This window comes from Claveliimonas bilis, from assembly GCF_030296775.1.
In the GTDB taxonomy this organism is placed as follows: domain Bacteria; phylum Bacillota; class Clostridia; order Lachnospirales; family Lachnospiraceae; genus Claveliimonas; species Claveliimonas bilis.
This window is the reverse complement of the sequence record NZ_AP027742.1, coordinates 1498998-1518085: the sequence shown is the minus strand read 5'-3', so window position 1 is coordinate 1518085 and position 19088 is coordinate 1498998. Positions and strand designations below refer to the sequence as shown.

The following is a 19088-nucleotide window of genomic DNA, read 5'->3' as shown; positions in this document are numbered from 1 at the left end:
GCAGTACTTTCCCTAATCCTTTTGCCTGAAAGTTTCACCGCCCGGATGTTCACCCTCATCCTTGCGGTTTGCCTCTTCGGCGGCTGCATCGTCACAGCTCTCTCGTAGGAAAAATCTACCTGCTGTCAAAATTTACTTATAGATTTTCTACATATATTTTACTGAATTATTCTATGTGTCTATAGTACATTATGAACGTTTTTTTTGCAACACCTATGAAAAAACAAACTGCTAAATTGAAATTTTAAATTCCGGTGAAGAGGTAAATTCCACCATACTTTATTTTTCGCGGATTTTACAGGGGATTTTTAAGCAAAATCTCCAGTTTTCTGTTATAATTAGCTAAACTCATCGAAAAATACTTGATTTCTGGGCATGGGAAACGGACCGCTGGAATACGGTGTGCGGGACTGAATTCCACCGGCCACATCTAAAAAATGTGAAACGTTTACTTCCAGTCTGACAGCAGATTTCGATCAGTTGATTAGTGATTAAAGCGGATCAGCTTAGGCGTCAGATTTACCTCATCCGGGGCAATCGGTCTAAGCTGAAATGCGTTTAAGACCTCTTCTCCAAGTGCTTCCAACGCGACGCTGTATGGCGTCCTCCCACCCAGGCTTTCCCTCGGTGTGGAATTGATATGGTTCACAATCAGGTTTACGTCCCATTGTGTAAGGAATTCAAAACTGGTTCCTTTTGGGAGGATCATCCGCAGCATCGTGTGTGCTTGTTCCAATCCGCCCTTCTGCCCACTCTGCATCGGGTCACAGTAATAAATGCTGGAACGCTGTATTCCGTTTACGCCGGTTTCCAAAGCATCCGGATCACCAAATTCAGAGCCCCGGTCCGTGAGGATATATTCAAACACGGAAGTAAATTCATAGGTTCCCATACGCTTTTCCAGACGGTCAAAAACAAGACGGACAGCGCCTTTGGTGCAGCGGTTCATCAGAAAAGCAAGGAAGAGTTTTTCTTTGGTGAAAAACATGGTCAGCAAGGTCTTTTTTGATTCCCTGGAAGAATGGACAGTATCCATCTGGACATAGCCTGTAAGGGCAAGGGAACAGAAGTCATGATATAATCGGTTGCTAAAGACTGCTCTGTCCGTGATCTGTGTTTTATGGCACCTTCTTGGTTTGAAATGAACTTTCCGTTTCAGATCTATGTTCCTTGCCGTAAAGAGTCCCTGGTCAAGATACGAATACAGGGTACGGACGGACATATCCAGCTCCGGATGGTTTGTCAGGATATGATAGGGAGACTGTCCCTGTTCGATCAGAGGGGAAATGATCTGATCCTTTTTGTGAAGCTCCCGTTTGGTCATGTTAATACCTGTTCTAGAATCCCGGAGTTTTTCCCGGTATTTCCTGTCAGCGAACCTGGCGTTATAAGAGTATTTGTGGGCAAGCGTGCAGTGATTGATTTTTTTCGTACAGCCGTTGCAGACATAGGGAGCCCGGTCAAGCCTTACGCAATGCTCTTTTTCAAAGTTTCTGCAGGTTTGGTTGCAGGTAGGACAGGATGCGCATTTGATTCCGCACAGGACAATCTTTCCACAGGCGTTCGTTTTCTTACAGTGATAGCGGTGAATACAGAAGTTTTTGGCATTATAGAAAGTCCCTTTGTGATACCAGTCTGAGAGACGGTGAGCCCTGACTTCTTTAGAGATTGTAGTAGGATCCTTACACAGGAACCTGGCAATATCCTTAAAGGAAGTGCCCTTATTTAGTTCGTTTTCGATATAGATACGGTTTTCAAGGGTAAGATGTTTTTGGTTACCAGGAATATATTTACTCATGATGAGCCTCCTTCTACTGCTGTCAGAAGGAGAGATAACCATACCATGGATGTATGAAAGAGTAAATATCAACTGTGCAGAAGTAAACGCTACTACCCGTAGGAGAGGTGGAATTTAAAATTTCATTTTTGGGAAAAAACAAACTCACTTTTGTGCGTATTGCACAATTCAAAATATATGTTTTTATTTATTTTTCATATTTTCCTTTTGTTTCGGAAGGAAGTTATTAAAATAATCATCATGTACTTTCTTCACCATTCCACTAAGGGCCAGAAGACCGATTATATTCGGCACAACCATCATACTGTTGAAGCAGTCCGCCATATTCCATACAAGATCTACCTGCGCCAGAGACCCCAGGAATACACAGATGCATACCAGTATAGAGTAGATCGGCACTGCCTTGGGTCCGAACAGATATTTGATATTTGCCTGACCGAAGAAATACCATCCCACGATCGTGGAAAATGCAAAGAAGAACATGCAGATTGCAATAAATATCTCTCCGCCTTTTCCATATACAAGAGAATATGCAAACTGGCTAAGTGCCGCCGCTGTATATCCTCCGTCCACTACTTTGTAGGACTCCGGCAATGCACGGGTTGTAACAATTACAAGTGCTGTCATTGTCAGCACAACAAAGGTATCAATAAATACGCCGATCATAGCGGCATGCCCCTGCTCAACCGGATGATCCACTTTCGCAACCGCATGCGCATGAGGTGTGGATCCCATACCTGCTTCATTTGAGAAAAGTCCGCGGGCAACACCTTTTGTCAGAGCCAGTTTAATAGTAGCGCCAACTGCACCTCCTGCAATAGAAGACGGCGCAAAAGCTCCCACAAAAATCTCATAGAATGCAAGCGGAATATTTCTCCAGTTATAAATAATAACGATCAGAGAACCGATAATATAAAGAGCAGCCATAAGAGGAACCATGGTTTCCGTAACCTTGGCAATTCTCTTCATACCGCCGGAAAAGATAAACAATGCAAGGACAGCCACGATCAGGCCCATGATCCACTGCGGAATACCAAATGCGGTGTTAAAAGAAGATGCAATGGAATTGGACTGCACTGCATTTCCCATAAATCCAAGGGCAAAAATCAAAAGTACTGCAAAAATACCTGCCAGTACTTTTCCAAAAACATTGTTAAACGCTGCCCTGATATAGTAAACCGGACCTCCCGTTACGATTCCGTCTGCTCCTACCTGTTTATATTTCTGTGCCATCAGTGCTTCTGCATAGATCGTTGCCATTCCAAGAAACGCTGCCGCCCACATCCAGAAGATCGCTCCCGGACCTCCAATTGCGATCGCAGTAGCTGCACCTGCAATATTCCCAGTTCCGACCTGCGCCGCAATAGCTGTCGCCAGGGCCTGGAAAGAGCTCATTCCGTCATTGCCAGCCTCACCTTTCTTGCCGAAAAGCCCTCCGAACACCTGCTTCATACCGCGTTTGAAGCCTCTCACCTGAATGAATCCTGTGCGAGCTGTAAACCACAGCCCTGCCACCACAAGGGCGACAATCAAAATGTAGTCTGATAAGTAGTGCTGCACCTTCAGCACAATCTCGTTTAGTGTTTCCACAACACACCCTCCTTCTCCTATAGATAACTTCGATAAATAAATAACAATCTATCGAAAATTATCTTATCACTTTTGTAGGACAAGTGCAATATCCAGCCTTAAACATTTTATTCTTTTGAAATCCCATTTAAATACTTTGCCCCCCGAAGCACATGGGCCGCCAGTATAGAGGTCGTCACGCCTCCCACTCCCCCCGGTACCGGAGTGATAAAGGCGGCTTTCTCTGCAAGAGACTCAAAATCCACATCTCCGCACATTCTTCCCTCTTCGTCTACGTTGATCCCCACATCTACGATCACGGCATTTTCCTTTGCCATATCCCCTGTGATCATCCGCGGTTTCCCTGCTGCCGCTATGAGGATATCCGCCTCCCGGCAAACCTTCTCCAGATCTTTTGTACGCGTGTGGCAGATCGTAATGGTAGCATGACGCTTAAGGAGCAGCATAGAAAGCGGTCTTCCTACGACCATACTCCTTCCCACAACTGTCACCTTCTTCCCACAAAGAGAAATACCGTAATGTTCCAGCATCTTTATTACCGCTTCCGGCGTACAGGGTGCAAATCCGCTGTCATCCCCCGAGAATACTTTTGCAAGATTTACCGGACTCATACAATCCACATCCTTAAAAGGATGAATGATATTTTTGATCTTCTCCTCATTCAAATGTTTCGGAAGAGGTCGAAATAAAAGGATACCATGCACTTCCGGATCCTGATTCACCTTTTGAAATTCCTCTTCAAATTCTTCCTGAGTAATATCCTCAGACAACTCTACAACTTTGCACGCAATGCCCGCAAGCTCCATTCTTTTTTTCGCGCCTCTTTCATAAGACAGATCAGCGCTTCTGGCCCCAACGCGTATGATAGCCAGGCAGGGATCAATCCCTTTTTCTTTCAGCTCGTTCGCTTCCCGGATCAGCGTTTCTTTCATTTCTTTTGCTACCTCTGCCCCTTTCATGACAGTTCCCATGATGTTTTCTCCTTTCCGCTTTCAGCTCCGGTCTATGCCGGCACTATTTGATATTCTTCATAACCTCCCGGTACACATCTTCTTTTATACTGCGTCCTTCCGCGATCAATGTGTTTGCACGGGCATTCAGATCCTCTGCCCTTTCTTTATCCTTCATAAGCTTTGTATTGATAAATACGGTAAACGCCGCTCCCTCCATAGCTGCCTGCGCAAACAGGACTCCCGTCCCGGCATCACTGACTGCCAGCAGATTGCCCTTCTTTCCAAGCAGCTCCAATTCCTCCATTGCCAGATGGATTGTTTCCATGATCTGCAGCGGCACAATAGCCGCCTGATAGAGCGCTTCCTCCATAATCTGTTCCTTATATTTCTTTTCTTCTTCCGTTTCTTTGGGCAGGCGGTACGCTTCTGCCAGGGGAACGAAGGCTTCGGCATCCTGATCTGTCAGCCTGATTAGTTTTTCTTTAAGAAATTCCAGGCTTTTTTTTGACTCTTCCATCTGATTTTCTACGTCTTTGTATTTTTTCTTCCCTATTGTCAGATTCGCCACCATCAGCCCCAGGGCTGCTGCAAAAGCTCCCACAGCCGCCGATGCGCCTCCACCGCCCGGCACCGGGGCCGCCGAGGAGAGTTCTTCCAGAAATTCCGTTGTTTTCTTTTCCAGCATCATCTGTCGTTTCCTCCTTAGTCATTTCCTATTGGGTCATTCCACAATTATATGGGAAGCAGGTAACTGTTGCAAGCAATATCTCTATATTTTCGCTCTTTATTTCCTGATCAAAAGATAGCGTCGGTGTGCAAGGGGCAACACGCTCCTTGTACACCGACGCTTTCTTTCTAAAAACGCCGCTGCTTAGACATTAATCTCTGCTTTTACTCCCAGAATGTCCTTGTTTTTCTCCAGAACCGGGGCCACGACTTCTGCCAGGAAATGATCCACCTGATAAGCAGCCCGTCCTGTGTATTTTGACGGATCCATCGTTTCCTTCAGTTCTTCGATACTTAATCCAAAGGCTGGATCCGCTGCGATCAGTTCCAGCAGATTATTGTCCAGTCCTTTTTCTTTTACATTGCGTCCCGCTTCCATAGAAAGCTCACGGATCCTTTCATGCAGCTCCTGACGGTCTCCGCCTGCTTTTACTGCATCCATCATAATATTTTCTGTAGCCATAAACGGAAGCTCTGACATCAGTCTCTTTTCAATAACTTTCGGGTAAACTACCAGTCCATCCACTACATTCAGGCAAAGATCCAAAATGCCGTCTATTGCCAGGAATCCTTCCGGAATACTCAGCCGCTTGTTTGCAGAATCATCCAGCGTTCTCTCAAACCACTGTGTAGCGGAAGTAATTGCCGGATTCAGTGCATCTATCATTACATATCTGGAAAGGGAAGCAATTCTTTCGCTTCTCATAGGATTTCTCTTGTAAGCCATGGCGGAAGAACCGATCTGTGTCTTTTCAAACGGCTCCTCTACCTCTTTCAGATGCTGCAGAAGACGGATATCGTTGGAGAACTTATGCGCACTTGCTGCAATTCCCGCAAGGACATTCAGCACTCTTGTATCCACTTTTCTGGAGTAAGTCTGCCCGGATACCGGATAGCACTCCTTAAATCCCATTTTCTTTGCAATCATGGGATCAATTTTATCGATCGTTTCCTGATCTCCATCAAACAATTCCAGGAAACTTGCCTGCGTTCCGGTAGTTCCTTTGGATCCCAGAAGTTTCAGACTTCCAAGCACATACTCCAGATCCTCCAGGTCCATAAGAAATTCCTGCATCCAAAGCGTTGCTCTCTTCCCCACTGTAGTCGGCTGTGCCGGCTGGAAGTGGGTAAACGCCAGGGTCGGAAGATCTTTGTTGCTTTTTGCAAAATCCGCCAGCTCCGCAATAACATTGATGAGTTTTGTGCGGACTAATTTCAGAGCTTCGGACATAATGATCATATCCGTATTATCCCCCACATAGCAGGAGGTAGCTCCCAGATGGATAATCCCTTTTGCTTTCGGGCACTGCTGTCCATAGGCATATACATGGGACATTACATCGTGACGAACGATCTTTTCCCGTTCTTTTGCCACTTCATAATTGATATCATCTGCATGGGCTTTCAGTTCTTCAATCTGTTCCTCTGTAATAGGAAGCCCCAGCTCTTTTTCCGTCTCTGCAAGTGCGATCCAAAGCTTTCTCCAAGTACGGAATTTCATATCAGGTGAAAAAATATACTGCATTTCGCTGCTGGCATAACGCTCTGACAGCGGACTTACATATCTGTCATGACTCATATCGGTTTTTCCTTTCTCTTTTGAGTTTTATTCAAAAGCCTGGGAGATATCTCTTCCCGGCACCTTCATCGGATATTTCCCGGTAAAACATGCGTCACAATAGGACAGCTCCCCGACCATATCTTTTAATTTCTCTATCTCCATATAACCAAGCGAATCTGCTCCTATCATTTCACGGATCTGCTCCGTTGTGTGCGAATGGGCAATGAGCTGTTCATTGGACGGTACATCCGTTCCAAAATAGCAGGGATACAAAAACGGAGGCGAACTGATCCTGACATGAACCTCTGTCGCTCCTGCCTTTTTCAGCATACGGATAATATTCGCACAGGTAGTTCCCCGCACGATCGAATCGTCCACCATGACAATACGTTTTCCGCGGACAACTTCTTCGATCACATTCAGTTTGATCTTGACACTGGATTCCCTTTCACTTTGCTTCGGTTTGATAAATGTTCTGCCCACATAGCTGTTTTTGTGGAAAGCCATTCCATAAGGGATTCCCGACTGTTCTGAATATCCTTTTGCTGCAACAAGCCCTGAATCCGGAACACCTACCACAAGATCTGCTTCTACCGGATAGGATTCTGCCAGCGCTTTTCCGGCAGTAAGACGGGAATGGTAAACATTTACCCCGTCAATCGTACTGTCCGTTCTGGCAAAATAAATATATTCAAAAATACATCTGGCCTGTTTTTCCGGTGCAATTGCCATACTCATATCCGAGTCGATACCGTGCTTTGTAATGCTCACAATCTCTCCCGGAAGAACGTCTCTTACAAACTCTGCTCCCACTGCCGCAAGAGCGCAGCTCTCCGAAGCAAAAATATAGGTATTATCTCTTTTCCCAAGACAAAGAGGTTTCAGACCAAAGGGATCTCTTGCTCCGATCATCTTCCTGGGCGAGGTCACTACAAGAGCGTATGCTCCCTCAATCTTCTTCATAGCATTCTTTACCGCTTCTTCTGCCGAAGATGTCTTTAACCGCTCCCTCGCAATGTGATAGGCAATTACCTCGGAGTCAATTGTCGTCTGAAAAATTGCTCCTGTCAACTCAAGCTCCCGCCGAAGTTCTATCGCATTTGTCAGATTACCATTGTGCGCGATCGCCAAAATACCTTTCACGTAATTGATAACAAGCGGCATTGCATTTTCTGCCCTGGAACCTCCCGCCGTAGAATAGCGTACATGTCCCACACCAAGATTTCCTTTTAAGCTGTGGAGGGTTTCGCTGTCAAACACTTCATTTACAAGTCCGAGGCCCTTTTTCGACTGTACCTTTCTCTCTCCATATGTGTCTGTCACAGCAATTCCGCAGCTTTCCTGCCCTCTGTGCTGCAATGCAAAAAGCCCATAATATACAGTGGGGGCTACATCGCCCCCATCCATATCATAGGCTCCAAACACACCGCACTCTTCACCCAGGCCTGTTGTTACTTTTTCAAAGTCATTCATGAATTCTTTCCTGCTCCCTATTTAATGCCAATTCTGCGGAATACTTCCTGATATGCATCTTCTACATTTCCCATGTCCCGGCGGAAACGGTCTTTGTCCAGTTTTTCATGTGTCTTGATATCCCACAGACGACATGTATCCGGTGAAATCTCATCTGCCAGAATCACCTCGCCGTGGTATCTTCCAAATTCGATTTTAAAGTCGATCAGTTCGATCCCTGCATCTGCAAAGAATTTCTTCAGTACTTCATTTACTTTAAAAGTATATTTTGTAATTTTGTCAATCTCTTCTCTTGTGGAAGCACCGATAGCGATCGCCATATAATCATTGATCAAAGGATCACCCAGATCATCATCTTTATAGCTGAACTCCAGAGTAGGTGCCAGCAGTGCGCTTCCTTCTTCAATACCCAGTCTCTTGGAAAAACTTCCTGCAGCAACATTGCGGACAATTACCTCAAGTGGTACGATCTCCACTTTCTTTACCGCTGTCTCTCTGTCACTTAACTCTTCTACAAAATGGGTCGGAACGCCTTCTTTTTCCAGAACCTGGAAAATATAGTTTGTCATACGGTTGTTGATCACACCTTTTCCGACAATCGTTCCCTTTTTCTCGCCGTTAAAAGCAGTTGCATCGTCTTTGTAATCCACAATTACAATGTCCGGATCATCCGTCTTAAATACTTTTTTGGCTTTTCCTTCATACAATTGTTCTAATTTCTGCATATGAACACCCATCCTTTTCTATTTTTTTCGCCGCGGACATAAGCCGCAGCTTTCTGTCAGCATTTGCACGTATAAGTATAATACAAGGCAGAAGGAAAAGCAATATTCCCTCCTGCCTTGTATTATGTCTTATTTATTATTTATTTTTCAACCCACTTATTACTTTTTCTTATAACTCATCCGTTATTTATAAGTTATCACCTAATTTTCCAAGAAATTCCTGCATTCTTTTGTTAGAAGAACCAAAAACTTCTTCCGGAGTCCCTTCTTCCGCAATAATGCCCTGATCCATAAAAATAATCTTGTCTGCAACATTTTTTGCAAAGTTCATTTCATGTGTCACAATAACCATTGTCATATGCTCGGCAGCAAGATCCCTGATAACTTTCAGTATTTCCCCCGTCAGCTCCGGATCGAGAGCGGATGTAGGTTCATCAAAAAAGAGAATATCCGGTTTCATGGCAAGAGCCCTTGCTATGGAGATACGCTGCTGCTGTCCTCCGGAGAGCTGGAACGGATATGCCTTCTCCTTGTCCTCCAGCCCCATTTTGCGAAGAAGCTCCCTCGCCTCTTCATAGACTTCCTCCTTTTTTCTCTTCTGCACCTTAATAGGCGCATCCGTAATATTTTTCATCACGGAATAGTGAGGAAACAGATTGAAGTTCTGGAAAACCAGGCCAAAAGTACCTTCGTACTTGATCTCACCGAAATCCTGCTTCTCCAGCCCGGTAGCACATCGAAGAAGGGTGGATTTCCCGGATCCCGAAGGTCCGATGATCCCCAGTACCTCGCCCTTTTCCACAGAAAGGGAAATGTCTTTTAACACAACCTGTCCGTCAAAGCTTTTCTTTATATTTTTCATTTCCAACAGACTCATACTCTTTTCTCCTTCCTGGTTCCTAGCGATAATAGTTCAGTTTCTTTTCCAGACGTTCCATCAAAAATGCCACAATAAGATTCAATACATAGTAGAATATTCCCGCAAATACAAAGGGCAGCATATTTGTCTGTGATGCCGCCAGAGCCTTGGCTTTTGTAAACATTTCCACAATACCGATGGTAAATGCAAGAGAAGTATCCTTTACAAGCGTGATAGTTTCATTCGTAATGGACGGCAGCACGGTTTTGATCACCTGTGGAAGGATGATCCGCACAAATGTCTGTGCTTTCGTATATCCCAGGATCTGTGCAGCCTCGTACTGTCCGCGGGGCATTGCCTCTATGCCGCCCCGGTAAATCTCCGCAAAATAAGCCGCATAGTTCAAAACAAATCCCACCATACATGCGATCGTCTTCCAGCTTGGTGAATTTGGAATACCGAATATGTAATAAGGCCCAAAAAAGATTACCATAAGCTGCAGCATAAGGGGCGTTCCTCTCATAATCGAGATATAAAGTTTAAAGACCGAACGAATAACGATATTTTTGGACATTCTTCCAAAGGATACAAGAAGTCCCACCGGAAGGGAAAAGATAAGGGTGATCACAAAAATGGCAAGCGACCATACCATTCCCTCCATCAACTGACTCAACATGACTGAAATAGCCATAACTTAACTCCTCTCCGCTAAAAACGGGCCGCCCAAAGGACAGCCCTTTTTCTTTTTAACTTATTTTCCAATTGTTGTAATATCTTCTCCAAACCATTTGGTAGAGATCTCTGCAACTTTTCCCTCTTCCGCCAGTTCGTTAAGAGCCTGCTGTACCTGATCTCTCAATGCCTCATTTCCTTTGGCAAATCCTACTCCATACTCTTCGGATGCAATCTCATAATCCAGGATCTTGAAATCCGCATCTCTGGAATCAATCTGATAGGAAGCTACAACAATATCCATTGCAACTGCGTCCACGGCACCGGATTCCAGTTCCATAAATCCGGTATTATAGTCCGGCACAATCTGCAGATTACTGAATGTAGAAGTCAGATCCTGATTATCTTCCAACGCTTTCTGTGCAGAAGAATCTGTCTGAACATCTACGATCTTTCCTGCCAGGTCGGCTTCTGATTCAATTCCCGAATCTCCGCGCACAACAAAGACCTGTTTATTGTCAAGGTAAGGATCAGACCATGTATAGTCGTCTTCTCTTCCATTGATAGTAAATCCATTCCAGATACAGTCAATTGCGCCTGAATTTAAAAGAGCGTCTTTGGAATCCCATGCAATAGGCTCTGCAACGAACTCCAGCTCCAGCTTGTCACAGACAGCCTGCGCAAGCTCCAGGTCAAATCCTGTGAACTCACCATCATCCCCTACGAATCCCATAGGCGGGAAATCCTGATCAAATCCGACTGTAAAAGTATCTCCAGCCTCTTTTTCTTTAAATTCTACTTCTGTCTGTTCCTGACTTTCTGTATTTTCGTCGGAACTGCTGTTACTGTCGGAACTGCTGCCGCATCCGGCAACTACTGCAGATGCTGTCATTGCAAGCGCAAGAAGCAATGCTAATCTTTTTTTCATAATATGACCCTCCTGCAATCAGCTTTATTATATTATCAATTTACCAATTGATTACTCTACCACGCTAAATTGCTCTGTAATCATAACACGAAAGTGCTTTGCTTGTCAAGCAAAGCACTCTATAACAACATCCCTATTTTCCTGTTTTCCTGTATTCCTTTTTCCACTGACGGAAATCTTCTTCTGTTACATCCATATTGATCTTCTCCTCTGCCTTGCGAAGCTCTTCCTTTAAAATGGAGTCCATGCTCAGGTAGACAGGCTCCGCCGACAGCATTTTTACATACTGCGCTTCCGGCAAATAGCGGTAACAGCAGTACAGATAAGCTTTCAGCATTTTTGTATCCTGACATACCCGGAATCCTTTTTCATACATGGAGGCCGCCTCTTCATAAAGAAGCATCCGACCGTAAGCCGCACCCAGACATCCATAGACCTGTCCGTAAAATTCCTTTCCTACTGTCTCGTCCCACTCCTTGTTTACAATCCCCTGATATACAAGAATGGCTGACGCATACTCTCCTGTCTGCAGCAGATTGTCCGCCTTATATTTTTCTCTCTCCACTTCATTCTGGCTTTTCAGACGTTCCAGCACATTATGGATCCTTGTAATCTCTGCCGGTGAATAAATGGAAGAATGACTTAAGACGGTCAGAAGGAATTGTTCCACCGGGCCGTTCTGTTCCAACTGACTTCGCAGCTCATCTGCCAGATCATACAGTTCCAGCTCCTCCTCCAGCCAGTCGCAGAGCTGACGGTTTACGATTGTATAATCTACCAGATAGAGATTATTACAAAAATAGTAGCACAGTTCTTCTATTGTATAGATCCTTTTATGGATTCTTGCAATCTCATACGGATGCTTTGCTTTCTTTCTATGACAAAGAATTAAACTGCCCATTGCTTCCTCCTAAATGTATGGTCTTTTCCACCTGAAAATCTGTTGCCGGGAAAAACTCCCCAAATCCGGCGTCCTTAAATGTAATCCGGCAGGTCTGTTCATCTAAAAACATCACTTCGATCGTCAGACGCATCGCATAGTCTTTTCTCTCCGGCAGCCCTGCCAGCGACACTGTCTCCGCCTGGAGTTCTCCGCTGGCCAGTGATTCAATATGTATCTCAATGTCTGAGGTATCCTCAAGAAGCACATCCCACTGCCCGTCAGCCTCGTACCAGTGAGAGCCCCACTGTACAATAGGATACCACCCTTCCTTGCCTCTTACCCGCATACGCAGACAGATCTGATCCGTCATCTTACTTTCATCCAGATAAATAGGACTGTCCTCATAATCTCTGCATTTACGGTACGCCGTATAACAAGCCCCCTTACTGTAGAGATTGTTGCCAAGGAAGGCTCTTCTTCCATTGCAGAGCACTTTCAAAGATGCCGGATACCAGTTGTTTTCAAAGCCTTCTCCTGTCAAATACACAGAAGAGACAACTTTTTTATCAAATACACTCTGAATAAACGCCTTGAACCGTTCATCCGCATCCTTCGCCTTGTCTACATTCAGTACAGGATAGATCGCCGCAAGTTCTTTCATATGGGCATTTGCCACCTCATCCACCGCTACGAACAGTTCATCGCCGCGCCCTCTGACACCACGGAGACGACGCAGCATATAGGCTCTGATCTCATTCCTGTCGCAGTAAAACAAAGCAGCCTCATACTGCCATAACTCTTTAGGCTGATAAAACATGTAATGGCAAAAGCTTTCCTTATAATCCTGCACATAGACAGAATCCTTAGCGATTCCTACGAACTGCGCAATCCCCTTCAGCATCTTACTGATATCGATATCTGTGCGAGGAACCGAAAAAGTCAGATATTCAATCTGCCGGAATCTCTCTAACGCCAGCTCAAAAAACTTGGCCAGAAGCCAGACCGCGTCATGATTCTTCCCTCCAATCCGGACTTTCTCCTGACGCAGCGCTTTCTGATACAGGTCAGAGACCGTGCATCCTTCATTGATCGTCGCCAGTCTTTTTGCCTCTTTGCCGTAAACCCACTGTTCCTTATAATATCCCAGGATGAGAGGAATCTGATAATTGTCTACCGCCACTTCCAGCGTTTCCGGCTCATGTTTCGCTTCGTCGTAAAAGCTGATCTGGCAATACTGGTCATTCAGTTCAATTCCTAAAATACTTCCGCCTCTCACCGTAATTCCTCCTAAGCTTTTGTACTGTTTCTACTCTCTTTTTTTAATATTCCCTGAAAATCTCCTCTGCCATGACGATTTCTTTCTGATAATCGATCATTGCCTGTTTTCTCTTTGCAGGAGACATGCCAGCCATCGCATTGAGTTTGCCGTATTTCCCAATTGCCGGCACTTCCCGGGTCTGTTCCAGGATCCTCTCTTCCTGACGTATGGTTTTCTTTTCTTTTTCCTGTGTTTCCTGGAAATAATACCGAACTACATCACCCTGATAGAGAATAAAATCCTTCACATAAATATTTTCATACATAGGCGTCAGGCTTTCGCTCTGATAACCCAGATCTTCCACAGCATCCTGGCGCATTTTATAGGAGATGCGTACCTTTCCGCCTTTCTTTGCATGATATTCAACCATAACCTTATCATAGAGCTGTGCCTCTCTAAGCCATTTATCAGGATACTTCAGATAGAACGGGAAAATAATCTGTTTCTCGCACAGCTGTCCCAGTACCTTATGCAAAACTTCCTCCACTTCATGATCATACTCCTTGTCCGAGTAATAATGAAGAAGCGCAATTTTGCAGATATCCGCCAGGCTTTCTCCCAGCCGATACTCATTGACGATAATCTCAAAAATGGTGTGGCCCGTTTTCCGCCCGCTAACCAGATATTCCCTGGATACAAAGGCAAGATAGGCCTGTTTCAGACGGAAATAAGCATTTCCGTTCAGATAATACTCAACAAAAATCTCTTCCTCCTGAAACATATCTTCTGAAAAGAGCATCTGTGTAATGATCCTCTCTCCCAGCTTCCCTTCCTGGATTCCATAATCCTTCGCTGTTTTCCAAAGAGCTTTCATATCTTTTGTTGCTCCACAGAAGAAATTAACAAGATAGGTAAGGGTCACTTTATCATACTGCTGTCTCTTAAACAGTTCAAAGCAAAGATACAGAAGAAATTCATCTTCTTCATAATTCTCTTCGCGTATGCGTTTGCTGCAAAGCTGAAATACCTCTTTTTCCTCAAATTCTTCCAGCCCTTTCATACGGAGGTTTTCAAATGTCACCTCTTCTTTTTGCCCTTCTCCTCCCCAGTTATTGATATGGGACAGATACTTTTTGCACATTTCCAGATATCTGGGTTCGTAAAAAAGGCGTCTTGTCTCATAAACAATGGAATCTGTATGGTGCTGCCCTTCCATAGACTCCCATACGATCCGCGCCTCTTTGTCATAAAGATAGACAATTGCTCCCCCTTCTGTATAAGGAACTCTCTGTTTCACTGTTCCGTCTTTTTCGATCACAAGAACACATTTCATCCCCTGCACCTTAGTTGTCACTTCATATGCATAACAAATGTCCCTCATCGCTTCCAGACGTTCGCCTGTCATTTCTTCCTCTGTACAGAATCTTTTATAAATCACCTTCAGAGAATCATTGATATGTCTTTTGACAAGCTGATCCCATGCAAATTCTACCATTTGTTCCCGATAACTGATATACAGATCACTTGCATACTGTTCATAGGTAATAAGGTTGGCATACAAAAGCGCCGCCTTCTTATAATCCAGATTATTTCCATGCATAAAATAGAGGAAAATGGATCTGGGAAGCGCTTCCCTCACCCGGTCCTCCTCAATGGTTTCCATGTAATACTCATAGAGCTGTGCAATTTTAAGCTCTGCATCTACCGCTCTCTGATACCATACAAAATATCTCTGCTGCATCTTATTCCCTTTAATAAGAAGCGTGCAGATCGCATTCAGTATCATCGGCTCCTCATACATTTCATAGATCCTCTCCAGGATCCGGAACAGTCCGCTGTCATAGTGCTTCTGCTGACTGGCAAGGTTGGCCACATAAAGAGCCAGCTCTCTCGTAATAAGCCGGTATTTTGTAGCAAAATTAAGCACATGCAGTTCAAATTTTCCCAGCTTTTTCAAAAGATTGCTTCGGTCCTGATAACACAGATATGCTTTCTGGTAAAAAAGAACATGATTCGCGCCATATGAATAAAACTGCTGTTCCAAGACTTTGATCCGCCTGTAGGAATCCCTGTACTGCGGATCCAGCATCAACAGCATAGCCAGAAGCGCCCAGGAATCCTGATGCCGAAGATAGGTCTTTCCGATTTCATCGATCACCCTCTCCACATGATTTCCGGTCTGCCGGATCAATGCGGTGAGGAAAAGATAGTAGGCGTTTGTTGTAGGATCTTTTCCAATAGCAAAACGATTGTAATTATAATTTTCCAGAATCCACTTTGCCTCTTCCATGCGGTCGCCCTTAATATAAATATGCGCCTGAAACAGCTGCAAAGAATCATCCATCGGCGCGTAGTTCCGCATTTTTTTTGATTTTTCTATGGCGCTGTCAACCCAGCTGTTAATATCAATCCTTCCTGCCTCACACGCCACATATTCCTTCAGGATCTGTGCCATAAGAAATTCGATTTCCCGATGGTTCTCATCATATTCTCCATTTTGCAAAACTTCTACTTCGTAGGTAAGAATTTCATAGGGAGTTACAAGATGAATCTTTCCGAAATTTCTTCCTGCGTGCAATTTCTCTGCATTGACAACAAATTCCAGCTCGTAAACATTACCGACAAAATCATCTGTCGTAATCTCCGGACGGCTGACTGTAATAAATCCGCCCTCCGACTCTATTCTCACAGGCATAAATCCCCATGTGTTTTTGATAACAGTCAGGCTCCCTTTCGTAGACTCTTTCAAATCCTCAAAGAGCATTCCTTCTCCTTGGAGCGTCAGAAAAATACACTCTTTTTGCTTAATTCCGACTAAGAACTCTTCCATGGCCTGCTCATCAAGGGACCATTTTCTCATATTATCATATAAATGAAAAACCCGGGGATTTTCATATTTTAAAACTTCATAAAATTCTCTGGAGCGGAACAGCCTCTGCGCCTCTGAAAAGTCTTTGATAGCCAGTCTCTTAAAGTCATCTGTGCTCTGCACCTTTCCATAATTTGTCATGACATAGGGTTTTTCTATAATTGCGGTAAAAGGCACTTCAAATTCTCCGCCGTTGCACACAATAGAAAATTTCCCCTGCTCCACATGTCCCGGCGTAAGTCCTTTCCCGTCGTACTCGAATTGGATTGTCACAGGGTTTCCTTCAAAGCCCTGCTCAATGCAGTGCATACGAAAAGAAGACGGATAAACAATTCCTCGTATTGCTCCGTCTGTCCGGCTTTTCATCGTAAAACTTCCCCGGTACACTTCTCCCTCTCCAATGGTGAGGATCAGACATGTGTCATTAAAAACAATCTCCGGATGTACCACTTGAAAGTCCCCTTTTGAAAATTTTTTAATTTTATTTTTCAAGCCTTCCACCTCTTCTTGCGTTGCATTTTTCTTTAAACATACTATAATGGATTATAGCATTATTCTGACAAGTATGGCAATGCCGTAATCAGAAAATATAGAAGAAATATGGGGGAATTTATATGCAAAACGCGAAACAGCCCGCTTTTCACGGAAGCGATCTGGAACAGATTGCAGAATATTACAATCTTCCAAAAAAAGAGATCATAAGCTTTGGAGCCAATGTAAACCCGCTGGGACTTTCCGCCCGGGTCAAAGAAAAACTTGCTGAAAATCTGGATATTATTTCCAGATATCCCGACCGTAATTATACTACTTTAAAGGAAACCATATCCGCGTACTGCAAAATTCCTGTCCAGTACATCGTCACCGGCAACGGCTCCACAGAACTGATCTCTCTTTTAATCACACAGCTTAAAGCCTCTCATGCAGTCGTTATCGGTCCCACTTATTCTGAATACCAAAGAGAACTTGCCCTTACCGGCGGACATATCTCCTTCTACACATTAAAAGAATCGGATAATTTCTGCCTGGATATCAATGATTTTATGGAACAGCTTCCGAAAGATGCAGATCTTATCATTCTATGCAACCCTAACAATCCTACTTCTTCCGCTGTCCCTATCTCTGATTTGGAAAACCTCATAGCTTCCTGCCGCAAAAGAGGTGTTTTTGTTATGGTGGATGAGACATATGCAGAATTTGCTCCTTCTGTAGATGAGATCTCCGCCGTTCCTCTGACTCGCTCTTTCGACAACCTTATGGTTATCCGCGGCGTTTCCAAATTTTTTGCAGCTCCGGGCCTTCGCCTGGGCTATGGGATCACCAGCAGCAAGGACTTTCTTAAGGCTCTTCAGATTCATCAAAATCCCTGGAGCGTCAGCAGCATTGCTGCCTTTGCCGGGGAAGAAATGCTGAAGGATGCCGGGTATATCGAAAAGACCCGGAATCTTATCCTTTCCGAGAAAAAGCGGATCTGTCAGGTTCTGGACGGCTTTCAAAATGCCAGATACTATGAGCCTTATGCCAATTTCATTTTAGTGCGCATCGAAAAGGAGGGACTCTCCTCCTTCCAGGTATTTGAGCATGCCATCCGGCAGAAAATGATGATCCGCGACTGTTCTTCTTTTGAAGAACTGGAGGGAGAATATATCCGTTTCTGTATTATGCACCCCGAGGATAATGACCGGCTTTTGAAATGCCTGGGAGAAATAATAGGTTAGGGTGCAACGTGCGGATTGTGGATACTGCACGAATATGTTATATTACACTGGACAGTGCTGTCGATCCAAAAAACAGTCTGCGAACAGAAGAACGGAGGGGGAAAATGAAAAAGCCAATATTGTACATTGTAATTCCTTGTTACAATGAACAGGAAGTACTGCCCATTACGTGCAGTATGTTTTTAAAGAAAATTTTGGAGCTTATCGACAGAGAAAAAATCGATGAGCAAAGTAAGATTTTATTTGTCAATGACGGCAGTAAAGATAATACCTGGGAAATTATCGTTGAGCTTTCCAAAAAGAATCCTCATTACATCGGTATATCTCAAAGCAGGAACAGAGGACACCAAAACGCTGTCCTGGCCGGTCTTATGGAAGCCAAGGACAAATGCGACATCACAATATCTATTGACTGTGACGGACAGGATGATATCAACGCAATGGATCAGATGGTAGAGGAATACTGGAACGGCTGCGAAATTGTTTATGGAGTGAGAAGCAAACGTGATACCGACACCTGGTTCAAGCGTACAACTGCCCTGGGATTTTACCGGTTTATGAACAGCATGGGCGTTGATCTTGTATACAACCATGCAGATTACAGGCTTGTATCAAGCAGAGCACTGGAAGCTTTTTCTGATTTTAAAGAAGTAAACCTGTTTCTTAGAGGCATGTTTCCTCTTGTAGGCTTCAAAAGTACAAGCGTATATTATGAACGGCACGAACGAATAGCAGGGGAAAGTCACTATCCTCTGTCTAAAATGCTTTCTCTTGCCTTTGACGGGATCACAAGTTTAAGCGTAAAACCAATCCGTATCATTGTCGCTTTAGGAATCCTGATCTCGTTAATCAGCTTTATTGGGGTCATTTGGTCTGTATCTGTAAGACTTATGGGGCACAGTGTAGACGGCTGGGCAAGTACAATAAGTACGATCTGCTTCATCGGTGGAATCCAGCTGCTCTGTATCGGAGTGATCGGCGAGTATATAGGAAAAATTTACATGGAAGTAAAGAAACGTCCCCGCTATATTATCAGCGAAAAAACCGGCACTATATATGAGAAAGAAAACTAAATTTT

The 19088-nt window shown here is 44.2% G+C and carries 15 protein-coding genes and 1 riboswitch; of the genes, 2 read left to right on the top strand and 13 right to left on the bottom strand.

Annotated elements, in window-relative coordinates:
* Positions 1 to 3: 3 nt before the first annotated feature.
* Positions 4 to 117: riboswitch (glycine riboswitch) on the bottom strand.
* Positions 118 to 484: 367 nt separating this feature from the next.
* The 13 genes from R2J37_RS07370 to R2J37_RS07310 all read right to left on the bottom strand — a co-directional run bounded on the left by R2J37_RS07370 (position 485) and on the right by R2J37_RS07310 (position 16796).
* On the bottom strand, positions 485 to 1798 hold the full coding sequence (locus R2J37_RS07370; RefSeq protein ID WP_316264893.1) for an IS30 family transposase: 1314 nt from the start codon (positions 1796 to 1798) through the stop codon (positions 485 to 487).
* 183 nt (positions 1799 to 1981) lie between these two features.
* A complete protein-coding gene (locus R2J37_RS07365) occupies positions 1982 to 3388 on the bottom strand; it encodes an alanine/glycine:cation symporter family protein (protein WP_230106412.1) in 1407 nt (468 codons plus the stop codon).
* Positions 3389 to 3495: 107 nt separating this feature from the next.
* Complete coding sequence (locus tag R2J37_RS07360; RefSeq protein ID WP_316266918.1) at positions 3496 to 4359, bottom strand: bifunctional 5,10-methylenetetrahydrofolate dehydrogenase/5,10-methenyltetrahydrofolate cyclohydrolase; 864 nt, start codon at positions 4357 to 4359, stop codon at positions 3496 to 3498.
* A 43-nt stretch (positions 4360 to 4402) separates the two neighbouring features.
* Positions 4403 to 5029, bottom strand: a complete 627-nt coding sequence (locus tag R2J37_RS07355; RefSeq protein WP_316266916.1) for a cyclodeaminase/cyclohydrolase family protein — start codon at positions 5027 to 5029, stop codon at positions 4403 to 4405.
* A 183-nt stretch (positions 5030 to 5212) separates the two neighbouring features.
* Entirely contained in the window at positions 5213 to 6646 is a 1434-nt protein-coding gene (purB, locus tag R2J37_RS07350) for an adenylosuccinate lyase (RefSeq protein ID WP_230106415.1), read from the bottom strand.
* Between the two features lie 27 nt (positions 6647 to 6673).
* A complete protein-coding gene (gene purF / locus R2J37_RS07345) occupies positions 6674 to 8101 on the bottom strand; it encodes an amidophosphoribosyltransferase (RefSeq protein ID WP_230106416.1) in 1428 nt (475 codons plus the stop codon).
* Positions 8102 to 8118: 17 nt separating this feature from the next.
* Positions 8119 to 8826 carry a phosphoribosylaminoimidazolesuccinocarboxamide synthase gene (gene purC / locus R2J37_RS07340; protein ID WP_230106417.1) on the bottom strand — a complete coding sequence of 236 codons (708 nt, stop codon included), beginning with the start codon at positions 8824 to 8826 and terminating at the stop codon, positions 8119 to 8121.
* Between the two features lie 187 nt (positions 8827 to 9013).
* Positions 9014 to 9703: an amino acid ABC transporter ATP-binding protein gene (locus tag R2J37_RS07335; RefSeq protein ID WP_276535524.1), complete on the bottom strand. Its 690-nt coding sequence runs from the start codon at positions 9701 to 9703 to the stop codon at positions 9014 to 9016.
* Positions 9704 to 9725: 22 nt separating this feature from the next.
* Positions 9726 to 10376 carry an amino acid ABC transporter permease gene (locus tag R2J37_RS07330; RefSeq protein WP_230106418.1) on the bottom strand — a complete coding sequence of 217 codons (651 nt, stop codon included), beginning with the start codon at positions 10374 to 10376 and terminating at the stop codon, positions 9726 to 9728.
* Between the two features lie 60 nt (positions 10377 to 10436).
* A complete protein-coding gene (locus R2J37_RS07325) occupies positions 10437 to 11285 on the bottom strand; it encodes an amino acid ABC transporter substrate-binding protein (protein WP_256193980.1) in 849 nt (282 codons plus the stop codon).
* Positions 11286 to 11418: 133 nt separating this feature from the next.
* Positions 11419 to 12186, bottom strand: coding sequence for a hypothetical protein (locus tag R2J37_RS07320; protein ID WP_230106420.1), 768 nt, complete (start codon positions 12184 to 12186; stop codon positions 11419 to 11421).
* Positions 12161 to 13444, bottom strand: coding sequence for a DUF5716 family protein (locus R2J37_RS07315; RefSeq protein ID WP_230106421.1), 1284 nt, complete (start codon positions 13442 to 13444; stop codon positions 12161 to 12163). Before R2J37_RS07315 ends, R2J37_RS07320 begins: the two co-directional genes overlap by 26 nt.
* Positions 13445 to 13487: 43 nt before the next feature.
* Positions 13488 to 16796, bottom strand: coding sequence for a DUF5717 family protein (locus tag R2J37_RS07310; protein ID WP_311135883.1), 3309 nt, complete (start codon positions 16794 to 16796; stop codon positions 13488 to 13490).
* A 113-nt stretch (positions 16797 to 16909) separates the two neighbouring features.
* On the opposite strand from R2J37_RS07310, the gene R2J37_RS07305 reads away from it, so the two are divergent.
* Both R2J37_RS07305 and R2J37_RS07300 read left to right on the top strand, forming a co-directional pair.
* Positions 16910 to 18010 carry a pyridoxal phosphate-dependent aminotransferase gene (locus tag R2J37_RS07305; protein WP_316266908.1) on the top strand — a complete coding sequence of 367 codons (1101 nt, stop codon included), beginning with the start codon at positions 16910 to 16912 and terminating at the stop codon, positions 18008 to 18010.
* Between the two features lie 104 nt (positions 18011 to 18114).
* Entirely contained in the window at positions 18115 to 19083 is a 969-nt protein-coding gene (locus R2J37_RS07300; RefSeq protein ID WP_316266906.1) for a glycosyltransferase family 2 protein, read from the top strand.
* Positions 19084 to 19088 lie beyond the last annotated feature (5 nt).